Raw genomic sequence first — 11,777 nt, 5'->3', positions numbered from 1 at the left:
GACAGGTTTTAAAAAAACACCTTTAAGCCCTGGCAGAAGAAGATGTGGTGTATTCCACCCAAACAGGATGCTGCTTTTGTGTGTGCGATGGAACACTTTGTAGGGTCTGAGCGTGCCGGTCAACGTGCTGCCGCCATTCAAACCCTGCTCGGCACCGCACAACTCAACGGTCTTGACCCGGCCGCATGGCTCAAAGATACCCTCTCAAAACTTCCAACCTGGCCTAATAGTCGTATTGATGAGTTGTTGCCGTTAACGCCGGAATTTATCGAAGCATTAAAACAAGAAAAATTATAGATGGTCGCGCCGGACGCATACATACTTGTCGTACCATGATTGCAACCATGGCTTGTGTGGTTCGCATTTGTTACGCGAATTGACCTTCATTATTGATACGAATGGTTATGCCTGGGCGCGCAATATGAAACGCCTGCTACAGCAAACTTGCAAGACAGTCTCTAAAAGCACGGAAAAATGTTTAGGCGATAAAGAATTAGCTAATCTGCAAAAACGCTATCGGAATATTTTAACGCGCGGCGCAAAAGAACTACCGGATATTTCCGCCCAAGCCCAGCGGCAAACGCGGTAAACTGGCCAAATCTGATGCACATAACCTTTGGGAAAGGCTCAGAGATTATGAAACGGCAGTATTGCTGTTCGCCAAAGACCCACATGTATCGTTTACCAATAACAGGGCAGAGCGCGATTTGAGGATGTCAAAGGTCAAACAAAAAGTATCAGGTTGTTTCAGAACCACCGAATATGCACACATGTTTATTGCCGGATTTCAAGCTACCTGCAATCCATGGCCAATAAGGATATAACCCGCTTATCGCTATTCAAATCGCATTGGCGGGTGAGGCTCATAAAGTATGGGGAGAGTAGTTACGACAAAAGTTGTTTATTTGATTGGTTTTTCGTTATTGGGAATCGCTAATGGAAAATCTGGGTTAATTATTCCCTGCAAACATGTCATCAGCGTTGAAAAGTGTCCACACTGAATTGAAAATTAAGCCTGAGTGCGGAGACAATAAATAATCTGCTAATTTTGCTATTCAAACATGCCGACGTAAAATACGTGTATCCCAGCTTTTACTGAAAATACGACTGTCCCCTTCGTATGCATCTAGTTCCGCCTGGATTCTAAAATGTGTGGATGTTGAAGTTAAAATCGTATGAGTCACCGTGCGTACACGCCAGTTCTTTCGCTCAAAAGTCATATCCCACAATGTCTCACCGCGGACAGACTCAAAATCATCGCCTTGATAACTATACCATTCCAGCGTTTTTGAACGCACCGCAAGATCAATATCTTCTATATGATACTGGCCGTCATCCTTGATGATTTCCAATATAGATTTATCTGCTGCAAGATCACGATGTACCAGCCAGTTTGCACGGCACGGCTCGAGCAGTTTCTTTTCACAGCAGGGCGCACCTTCGGGATCACCTAGTGAAGGCAGCGCTTTATCAATTTCTGATGCTGGACGCACGGGCACAGTCAGTGTGCAATTGTGGAAATATAATGTGAGTCTTGCAGGCTCCGGCGGCGGCCAGGCCAAAGGAAAATACGAAGTTGAAATAGACAACCGCAAACGGTGATGTTTTGGAAACGATTGTGCAACGCCGTTAAGCTGCACCTGAACCTGATAACATTCACCCGAATTCAATGGCTCAGGAAATGAATGACTGTTGCGATGCGTAAGATTCAGAATGCCATACGTCACCCGGGTCGCCTTATCATCAGGTGCAACATCCGATATCCGGACCGCAACCATAGCCACCGGTTTACTGCAAGACAGCTCAAGTGTTACAACCGGAACTCCCAGCAGCTCCAGAGAATCCTGCAGCGGCGCACTGTCAAATACCAGCGCGCCGCCGTCTTCTTCTCGCTGATCATGCGGCAAATCCGGAGTGGCGCTGTAAGAACACCATTTACCTGCAAACAATCCAACACTCAAAGGTGACTGTATGCTTCGTTTGCTATTTTTAGGCTTGCGCCCGGGCGCATAAATACGCCCCGGCCCCAGCGTAAAGACTGTTTCTTCAATGCGCGGCGATGGCCAACGCTCCTCTGCCACCCAACGCCCTGGACGGTGCGAATATCGCGTTGTCGGCGGCACACTTTCCTGCATCCAGACCCGCAACATCGTCTCCTGTTTCACACCATTGTCTTTCCCTTTTAACCAGCAATCCCACCAGCGTAAACATTCATGAAGGAAATTGATGGCTGGCCCAGGCTCACCATAGTGTGGATACTTATGACTCCAGGGGCCGATTAAACCCTTGCGCGGCACTCGCAGCCCCTCCAACAGGCGAAATACAGCATTCGAATAACCATCAGCCCAGCCACTGACGGCAAATACGGGGCACTGAATTCGGTTAAAATTTTCACAAATGGAGCCATGTTCCCAGTATTCATCACGATACGGATGGTTCAGCCATTTTTCCAGCCACAACCCGCTGCCCTCAAGCCGTTGCAACCATAACTCACGCCATCGCTCACCCATTATTTCAGGATCAGGTGGCTTACTGTTGCGCGCAAACATGGTCGAAGCCCACGATAAATTATCTCCGAGCAGACACCCACCCATATAATGCACATCATCGGCATAACGATCATCGGTCGAGCACAAGGAGATGACCGCCTTTAGTGCTGGCGGTCGCAACGCAGCTATCTGCAAGCTATTGAAACCGCCCCACGATATTCCAATCATACCGACCGATCCATTGCACCAGGGTTGACGGGAAATCCATTGAATAATCTCGACGCCGTCACTCAGTTCAAGCGGCAGATATTCATCCTGCAACACACCTTCCGATTCGCCCGTTCCACGCATATCGACACGAACACCAGCATAACCATGTCCACCAAAATAACCGTAATTTTGCTCGTCACGCGGACGTGTCAGATCACGCTTCCGGTATGGGATATACTCAAGAATCGCTGGTACTGGTTCATGTATGGCATTAACCGGGAGCCAGATTCTGGCTGATAACAAAATGCCATCTGACATGGGTATCGTCACATGTTCATGGACTTCTACCGCACAGGGAAATGATTCAATGATCTTCACGATACGTTTGCGTTTCCAGCTAATGACTTGAATTTGAACGGTAGCGCTTTTCTAATGCGCTTATAACTGCGCGCCAGATCATGTATATTGTCGCCACCAAGATATGCAATAACATATTGATAGCTGTAACTATCCTGATCTAATAACTCTGACAGTCTTCTTTCCTGTTTTACGGGAACGACGATTGTAGCGCCAGGTACCAGTTGTTGCGCATGATCGATTTCATTCGATGTCGGCACACGCGTGACCAATGCATCCTCAAATCGACGCGCAAAAATTTTAGCGGCACAAGCATATCGACCCTGATGATGCGGAAACCGCGGTTTATTACCGAGTCCCAAATCAAGAACAATACGATGATTGGATGCGCCATCAACATTCTTGAACAAGAGCCCATGCGATTGCGAAATACGTGAATTAATTTCCAGCAAACGCAAACGATCAGTCGCTTCATCGTAAAAATATTCAATATTAAAGGCAGATTGATCAAAGCCAATATATTCGATGATTGTTTTTGAAATTGCGTTGATTTTCTGTTTTACGGATTCGGGTAGTCTGGAAGGATACTGGTAACGTGAAAATGACACCATGTTTGGATAACGAACCGAATCAATAATGCCATAACATTCAACCTGATTGTGATAAGAATAACCTTCAACCGTACACTGTCTACCTGCAGAAATAATTTCTTCGGCGATACAGTGATGCGCGGTATATTTCGTGAGTGAAGGATCCAGATCGGCATGTTGCAACAAATCTGCATAGGGCTCGGCAAAACGATCAATATTCTTCCGTATGGTCTGCAAATATCTGGAAAAATCATCTCGGCTTGCGACCTTAAAACCAAGATAACCGGAGTAAGACAACAATGGTTTGATCCAGAAGGGAAAATCCAGTGCTATCTTCTGAAAAGGGTTGTCTTCAAAAGGATCAAAAATTGAAAATTTTGGAATATAGTCCGGAATAATACTTTGTTGGGCTTCCCGGCTTAATCCTTTATTACCACATAAAATAGCAGCTTTAAGGCTCGGACCGGGCAGTTGATATCTTTCACACAAAAAAGGATGCAGCACCGAGGATGGAAAATCCCAGAAATTAATGATGGCATCAATAGGCCCATTGAAACTGTCGAGTTGTTCCTGCGCTTCAACCAGTAAAGCAGGAAAATCATAGGAAACCGCGTCTTTCAGTTTTTCCAGAGCAATTAATCCGTGAAATTGATACTGATCCGCATCCTGTAACGACTCTAGTTGTTCACGATTAAAGTCATTGAGGCCGAATACAAAAATATTTTTTTTCATCAGTTATGATCAAACTTTTAATGGCATATGCGAAATCAATTGTATTGCTCATCAGTGATTACACTTATACCCCAAATTTTAAATTAAAAGTATTCTTTGTAACTACTCGTCCCTCAAAAAAATCAAAAACACTTGACATGAATTAAGGGGATAAAAATTTAGATTTCACTTTCAGGCAGATGCAGATTATTGCCTTCCTGCGATCTCAGATACACATCTGATCACTCATCGCGCCACAAAGCAAGCGAAAAGAATAATTGCTGAGAAGATCTGCTTGAACCTGCCTACAATAGACTAAAATGCATGTTATCGTTTCAATAATGAATTTATTGTGGTTTTACGATGGCCGGTATAGATACAATGCCACATTGTCATCACACCACTAAAAGTCACTTCCCTGCCGACCTGTATGGCAAGAAACAATACGGCAGCGGCTTTAAAGCACGGGTAGTTAATCTGCTGTTATGCCTGATGGTGGCATAGTATCGGGCCGTTCAGATAGTGCAGTCCTTGATTGATGGGCGCCTGGCTGAAACGACCATGTTGCCGTTCGTATTGCGCGGGCACAAGGCGCTGTCAAACGGTGATGATCAGGCCATTGCAAAATTAAGACACAACCCGGTCATGGATGTTGTTGAAACCCAGGTTAAGGGTCGATCGGAAAACTATCATCATTGCAGCCATGGATTGCGTGGTGCGCATCTGCTGTAAGCTGATATTCTGGTGGACGCCAACCACAACCAATAGATCCGCGCGCAAAATGAGTAGCCTCTATGTTATTGCGTCTTGTCGTTTTTCCGACAAAACACTATAAAACTCAATAATATTCGACGATGCATAAAGATTTGGCGGCTTCTGAAATACATGACATATGGGCTAGCCTGTTTGCCCAAAAAATCGGAATATATTTAGTCCCCTGATTTGAAACTCACCAAATCAACTATTTTGAAAGCACTATCAGTACCGAGACCAGAATGCCAGCACCAAGTGCATGCAGCGTGTATTCACGCGGCTCTTTATCGGCCTGCGGTAACAGATGCGTGGCACCGACATAAACAAGCGCTCCAGCAGATAATGCCAATAAAGCACCCAGTAATGACGTGTTTGTCTGACTGATGAAAGGATAAGAAACCAGCATACCTAGTGGCGTAGTAATTGATGCAGCGAAGAAAGCCAGTAAAAAGGATTTCCTCTCACTGAAACCGCTACGCAACAATAGCAAATAAGTAATGATACCCTCTGGAAATTCATGCAACACCATACCGGCAGTCGCCAGTACTCCGGTAAACATGCTGACGGAAAAAGTGATGGAATAGACAAAGCCATCGATGAAAGAATGAAAACCGATTCCGATCATTGGTACCAGACCGATACCAAAGTTGGGATTAACCCCTCGCTCACAAACAAAGGCCGTAATAAAACGATTGAAGAGGTGCAACAAGGCAAAGCCACCAAGCAAATAAACGGGCGCGTTAGTGTTCATTTCAAATGCTTTTGGAATAATGTGCAGAAAAGATACTGAAATCAGCACACCTGCGGCAAAACAAACGAAATAAATACTATATTTTCTACCCCAATCTTCGAAGTGTCGTATTGTGTATATGCCAACCAGAGTAACCAGGGCAGCAGATACACTGGCTCCCAACGCCGACCAGAATGAGCTGAGCATGATGCACCTCCACCAGTTTCAATTCAATTCTATATCATAATTGACGAAACCAAATTATTGTTGGTTAAATTTATGCTGCCTTAACTTTGCATGATACTTGCTGAATTTGAGAGTGTATAAATACATATTTACACATAAGGCTGATTCGAAGGCAACCAGTCATTACCAATTAGTCCGGGTAAACATAAAATTTATTCAAAAAAAAACCCCTCATAAGAGGGGTTTTTATAAATAAATGCTTGGCAGTAACCTACTTTCACATGCGTTTGCACACTATCATCGGCGCAGCTTCGTTTCACAATTCTGTTCGGGATGGGAAGATGTGGTTCCAAAGTGCTATAGCCACCAAGCGAAACTTGTTCTTCGCTTTTTAATTATTTTATTTGAAAAGTAAATGATTGTTAGATTATATATTTATGCAAATTATATTCTGAATTCACAAAAGTTTTAAAATTATAGGATCAAGCCTCACGGTCAATTAGTATCGGTTAGCTTAACGTATTGCTACGCTTCCACACCCGACCTATCAACGTTGTAGTCTTCAACGAACCTTTAGGAGGATTATATCCTCGGGAAGTCTTATCTTATGGGGAGTTTCCCGCTTAGATGCTTTCAGCGGTTATCTCGTCCGCACTTAGCTACCCGGCGATACGACTGGCGTCATAACCGGCACACCAGAGGTGCGTCCACTCCGGTCCTCTCGTACTAGGAGCAGGTCCACTCAAACTTCCAACGCCCACGGCAGATAGGGACCAAACTGTCTCACGACGTTTTAAACCCAGCTCACGTACCACTTTAAATGGCGAACAGCCATACCCTTGGGACCGGCTACAGCCCCAGGATGTGATGAGCCGACATCGAGGTGCCAAACTCCCCCGTCGATATGAACTCTTGGGAGGAATCAGCCTGTTATCCCCGGCGTACCTTTTATCCGTTGAGCGATGGCCCTTCCATACAGAACCACCGGATCACTATGACCTGCTTTCGCATCTGCTCGACTTGTCAGTCTCGCAGTCAAGCACGCTTTTGCCATTGCACTATCAGCACGATTTCCGACCGTACCTAGCGTACCTTCGTACTCCTCCGTTACACTTTGGGAGGAGACCGCCCCAGTCAAACTGCCTACCATACACGGTCCCCAATCCAGATAATGGATCTAGGTTAGAACCCCAACAACATCAGGGTGGTATTTCAAGGATGGCTCCATGAGTTCTAGCGAACCCACTTCAAAGCCTCCCACCTATCCTACACAAATGTTATCAAAGTCCAATGTAAAGCTACAGTAAAGGTGCACGGGGTCTTTCCGTCTAGCCGCGGGGAGATTGCATCTTCACAAACATTTCAACTTCGCTGAGTCCCAGGAGGAGACAGTGTGGCCATCGTTACGCCATTCGTGCAGGTCGGAACTTACCCGACAAGGAATTTCGCTACCTTAGGACCGTTATAGTTACGGCCGCCGTTTACCGGGGCTTCAATCAAGAGCTTGCACCCCATCATTTAACCTTCCGGCACCGGGCAGGCGTCACACTCTATACGTCCACTTTCGTGTTTGCAGAGTGCTATGTTTTTAATAAACAGTCGCAGCCACCTAGTTATTGCAACCCCATTCCGCTTCACACGCGAAGTGCTACACGTACAAGGGGCACACCTTCTCCCGAAGTTACGGTGTCATTTTGCCGAGTTCCTTCTCCTGAGTTCTCTCAAGCGCCTTAGAATTCTCATCCTACCCACCTGTGTCGGTTTACGGTACGGTCTTTATTCAACTGAAGCTTAGTGGCTTTTCCTGGAAGCATGGTATCGCTCACTTGGCACTCCGAAGAGTGTTGCGTTATCACGTCTCAACTTAGCCGCCCGGATTTGCCTAAGCAGCATGTCTACACGCTTGAACCGGGACATCCAACACCCGGCTGAGTTAACCTTCTCCGTCCCCACATCGCATTGAATAAAGGTACTGGAATTTTAACCAGTTTCCCATCAGCTACGCATTTCTGCCTCACCTTAGGGGCCGACTCACCCTGCGCCGATGAACGTTGCACAGGAAACCTTGGGTTTTCGGCGAGGGAGCCTTTCACTCCCTTTATCGCTACTCATGTCAGCATTCGCACTTCCGATACCTCCAGCAGCCTTTTCAAGCCACCTTCACAGGCCTACGGAACGCTCTCCTACCATTTACATAAATGTAAATCCCTAGCTTCGGTGCACAGTTTGAGCCCCGTTACATCTTCCGCGCAGGACGACTCGATCAGTGAGCTATTACGCTTTCTTTAAAGGGTGGCTGCTTCTAAGCCAACCTCCTGACTGTCTGTGCCTTCCCACTTCGTTTCCCACTTAACTGTGTCTTTGGGACCTTAGCTGAGGGTCTGGGTTGTTTCCCTTTCGACACCGGACGTTAGCACCCGATGTCTGTCTCCCACGCTTACACTCTCTGGTATTCGGAGTTTGCAATGGTTTGGTAAGTCTCAATGACCCCCTAGCCATAACAGTGCTCTACCCCCAAAGGTGATACGTGAGGCACTACCTAAATAGTTTTCGGAGAGAACCAGCTATTTCCAGATTTGTTTAGCCTTTCACCCCTACCCACAGCTCATCCCCTAATTTTTCAACATTAGTGGGTTCGGACCTCCACGAGGTGTTACCCTCGCTTCATCCTGGCCATGGGTAGATCATCTGGTTTCGGGTCTACACCCAGCAACTAAACGCCCTATTAAGACTCGCTTTCGCTGCGCCTCCCCTATTCGGTTAAGCTTGCTACTGAATGTAAGTCGCTGACCCATTATACAAAAGGTACGCAGTTACCCAATATACAAAGTATATCAGGCTCCCACTGTTTGTATGCATGCGGTTTCAGGATCTATTTCACTCCCCTTCCGGGGTTCTTTTCACCTTTCCCTCACGGTACTTGTCCACTATCGGTCGATTACGAGTATTTAGCCTTGGAGGATGGTCCCCCCATCTTCAGACAGGATTTCACGTGTCCCGCCCTACTTTTCTCAATCCTAGTTCCACATTCAAACTTTCATCTACAGGACTATCACCTACTATGGTTTAACTTTCCAGAAAATTCGATTAGTTTAAATGCTAAATATTGATGGCTTTTCCCATTTCGCTCGCCACTACTTTGGGAATCTCAATTGATTTCTTTTCCTCTGGTTACTTAGATGTTTCAGTTCACCAGGTTAGCTGCTCTTAACCTATATATTCAGTTAAGGCTGATCCTTGCTTAATCAATTCTTTTTAAAAATCGATTAAGCAAGGATCGGGTTTCCCCATTCGGACATCTCCGGATCATAGCTTGTTTGCCAGCTTCCCGAAGCTTTTCGCAGGCTTCCACGTCCTTCTTCGCCTGTAATCGCCAAGGCATCCACCACATGCACTTATTCACTTGATCCTATAACTTTAAAACTTTCAAAAGAATATAAAATAATTCTCATATCCGGTTTTTTAGCTATAGCTAAATGCAATATTGGAATTCTAATTTGCAATATTGATACAATCTAACCCTTATTCATTTAATGATATGCCTTTAATTTTTTAATTAATAAAAAATTCAAAACATTTAAATTAAAATGAATAATATTACTTTTCAAATTTTTAAAGAACAATAATACAAGACAGATGCTTTTGTTACCTATCAGATATACAAACCATTAATTTTAACACCATAAATCATAAGTATTAAATTAACTGGTGGAGGTGAACGGGATCGAACCGATGACCCCCTGCTTGCAAAGCAGGTGCTCTCCCAGCTGAGCTACACCCCCATTTGTTGGTGGGTCTGGGTGGACTTGAACCACCGACCCCACGCTTATCAAGCGTGTGCTCTAACCAACTGAGCTACAGACCCTTCTGAGTCTAAGCGCCATCATTAATCGAGAGACCTTGCTAGATTCTGATTACTGGTTCTTAGCTCTGTCTAGCATTAACAATCGATAGGTTGTGAGTACTCAGCTCGTGTATCTCTAGAAAGGAGGTGATCCAGCCGCAGGTTCCCCTACGGCTACCTTGTTACGACTTCACCCCAGTCATGAATCTCACCGTGGCAAACGCCCTCCTTGCGGTTAGACTATCTGCTTCTGGTGAAACCCACTCCCATGGTGTGACGGGCGGTGTGTACAAGACCCGGGAACGTATTCACCGCGACATGCTGATCCGCGATTACTAGCGATTCCGACTTCACGGAGTCGAGTTGCAGACTCCGATCCGGACTACGACGCGCTTTCTGGGATTAGCTCCCCCTCGCGGGTTGGCAACCCTCTGTACGCGCCATTGTATTACGTGTGAAGCCCTACCCATAAGGGCCATGAGGACTTGACGTCATCCCCACCTTCCTCCGGTTTGTCACCGGCAGTCTCATTAAAGTGCCCAACCTAATGATGGCAATTAATGACAAGGGTTGCGCTCGTTGCGGGACTTAACCCAACATCTCACGACACGAGCTGACGACAGCCATGCAGCACCTGTGTTAGCGTTCCCGAAGGCACTAATCTATCTCTAGAAAATTCGCTACATGTCAAGGGTAGGTAAGGTTTTTCGCGTTGCATCGAATTAATCCACATAATCCACCGCTTGTGCGGGTCCCCGTCAATTCCTTTGAGTTTTAATCTTGCGACCGTACTCCCCAGGCGGTCAACTTCACGCGTTAGCTACGTTACTAAGCCTAGTAAGGCCCAACAACTAGTTGACATCGTTTAGGGCGTGGACTACCAGGGTATCTAATCCTGTTTGCTCCCCACGCTTTCGTGCATGAGCGTCAGTGTTAACCCAGGGAGCTGCCTTCGCCATCGATGTTCTTCCATATCTCTACGCATTTCACTGCTACACATGGAATTCCACTCCCCTCTGCTACACTCTAGCTTTGTAGTTTCAAACGCAATTCCCAGGTTAAGCCCGGGGATTTCACATCTGACTTACAAAGCCGCCTGCGCACCCTTTACGCCCAGTAATTCCGATTAACGCTTGCACCCTACGTATTACCGCGGCTGCTGGCACGTAGTTAGCCGGTGCTTCTTCTGTCGATACCGTCATGAACTGTGATTATTCATCACAATCTTTTCTTCTCGACTGAAAGAGCTTTACAACCCGAAGGCCTTCTTCACTCACGCGGCATTGCTGGATCAGGCTTTCGCCCATTGTCCAAAATTCCCCACTGCTGCCTCCCGTAGGAGTCTGGGCCGTGTCTCAGTCCCAGTGTGGCTGGTCGTCCTCTCAGACCAACTACTGATCGTCGCCTTGGTAGGCCTTTACCCCACCAACTAGCTAATCAGGCATCGGCCACTCCAAAAGCGCAAGGTCTTACGATCCCCTGCTTTTCTCCTTAGAGAATATGCGGTATTAGCACATCTTTCGATGCGTTATCCCCCACTCCTGGACACGTTCCGATGCATTACTCACCCGTCCGCCACTCGCCACCAGGTGCAAGCACCCGTGCTGCCGTTCGACTTGCATGTGTAAAGCATGCCGCCAGCGTTCAATCTGAGCCAGGATCAAACTCTTCAGTTCAATTCTGCTAAAACTTCGCTTGACGTTTATGTGCTTGCAACAAAACTCAAATAATTGAATATTTGCTGCAATCTAATTTGTGTCTAGCGTAGTACTTGATACTTGTTTCGATTTTCTTCACTGTCGCAGTCAGTATTTTTATACTGCCGCTCTGTTTCAGAAAATATTTATTTCTGACACAAGCCAAGTACTCACACCTATCGATTGTTGTTTTTTAAAGAGCGATTCAGT

Annotated in this window: 7 protein-coding genes, 2 tRNA genes, 3 rRNA genes and 1 pseudogene; 5 read left to right on the top strand and 8 right to left on the bottom strand. The window is 46.1% G+C overall.

Annotated elements, in window-relative coordinates:
- Positions 1–96: 96 nt before the first annotated feature.
- The 3 genes and pseudogenes from BMY62_RS07695 to BMY62_RS16690 all read left to right on the top strand — a co-directional run.
- Positions 97–297: pseudogene (locus BMY62_RS07695) on the top strand (transposase domain-containing protein); the annotation flags it as partial.
- Positions 298–364: 67 nt separating this feature from the next.
- A complete protein-coding gene (locus BMY62_RS07690; protein WP_090658317.1) occupies positions 365–589 on the top strand; it encodes a hypothetical protein in 225 nt (74 codons plus the stop codon).
- The gene (locus BMY62_RS16690; protein ID WP_090658315.1) at positions 555–824 is read left to right on the top strand and encodes an IS66 family transposase; all 270 of its coding nucleotides are present in this window, start codon (positions 555–557) and stop codon (positions 822–824) included. The genes BMY62_RS07690 and BMY62_RS16690 overlap by 35 nt, the downstream gene beginning before the upstream one ends.
- Positions 825–1,055: 231 nt before the next feature.
- Here BMY62_RS16690 and BMY62_RS07680 read toward each other — a convergent pair whose 3' ends face one another.
- Both BMY62_RS07680 and BMY62_RS07675 read right to left on the bottom strand, forming a co-directional pair.
- Positions 1,056–3,077, bottom strand: a complete 2,022-nt coding sequence (locus BMY62_RS07680; protein WP_090658313.1) for a CocE/NonD family hydrolase — start codon at positions 3,075–3,077, stop codon at positions 1,056–1,058.
- Positions 3,074–4,378 carry an ATP-grasp domain-containing protein gene (locus tag BMY62_RS07675; protein WP_090658311.1) on the bottom strand — a complete coding sequence of 435 codons (1,305 nt, stop codon included), beginning with the start codon at positions 4,376–4,378 and terminating at the stop codon, positions 3,074–3,076. The genes BMY62_RS07680 and BMY62_RS07675 overlap by 4 nt, the downstream gene beginning before the upstream one ends.
- Positions 4,379–4,720: 342 nt before the next feature.
- Here BMY62_RS07675 and BMY62_RS16110 point away from each other — a divergent pair, with 342 nt between their 5' ends.
- Complete coding sequence (locus BMY62_RS16110) at positions 4,721–4,861, top strand: hypothetical protein (RefSeq protein ID WP_177167754.1); 141 nt, start codon at positions 4,721–4,723, stop codon at positions 4,859–4,861.
- 18 nt (positions 4,862–4,879) lie between these two features.
- The gene (locus tag BMY62_RS07670; RefSeq protein WP_090633519.1) at positions 4,880–5,089 is read left to right on the top strand and encodes a hypothetical protein; all 210 of its coding nucleotides are present in this window, start codon (positions 4,880–4,882) and stop codon (positions 5,087–5,089) included.
- A 229-nt stretch (positions 5,090–5,318) separates the two neighbouring features.
- Here BMY62_RS07670 and BMY62_RS07665 read toward each other — a convergent pair whose 3' ends face one another.
- The 6 genes from BMY62_RS07665 to BMY62_RS07640 form a co-directional block, all read right to left on the bottom strand.
- Positions 5,319–6,047, bottom strand: coding sequence for a ZIP family metal transporter (locus BMY62_RS07665; RefSeq protein ID WP_090658309.1), 729 nt, complete (start codon positions 6,045–6,047; stop codon positions 5,319–5,321).
- A gap of 237 nt (positions 6,048–6,284) precedes the next feature.
- Positions 6,285–6,397 (bottom strand): 5S ribosomal RNA (gene rrf, locus BMY62_RS07660).
- A 107-nt stretch (positions 6,398–6,504) separates the two neighbouring features.
- Positions 6,505–9,435, bottom strand: a 23S ribosomal RNA gene (locus tag BMY62_RS07655).
- A 297-nt stretch (positions 9,436–9,732) separates the two neighbouring features.
- Positions 9,733–9,808 (bottom strand) — tRNA-Ala (locus tag BMY62_RS07650).
- 6 nt (positions 9,809–9,814) lie between these two features.
- Positions 9,815–9,891: transfer RNA gene (locus BMY62_RS07645), tRNA-Ile, on the bottom strand.
- Between the two features lie 119 nt (positions 9,892–10,010).
- Positions 10,011–11,546: ribosomal RNA gene (locus BMY62_RS07640) — 16S ribosomal RNA — on the bottom strand.
- Together the 16S, 23S and 5S rRNA genes with 2 tRNA genes alongside form the textbook arrangement of a ribosomal RNA operon.
- Positions 11,547–11,777: the final 231 nt, after the last annotated feature.

The organism is Nitrosomonas marina (genome assembly GCF_900111605.1).
Lineage (GTDB): Bacteria > Pseudomonadota > Gammaproteobacteria > Burkholderiales > Nitrosomonadaceae > Nitrosomonas > Nitrosomonas marina_A.
Note: the sequence above shows the minus strand (reverse complement) of the source record. Positions and strands in the feature narration are given on the sequence as shown.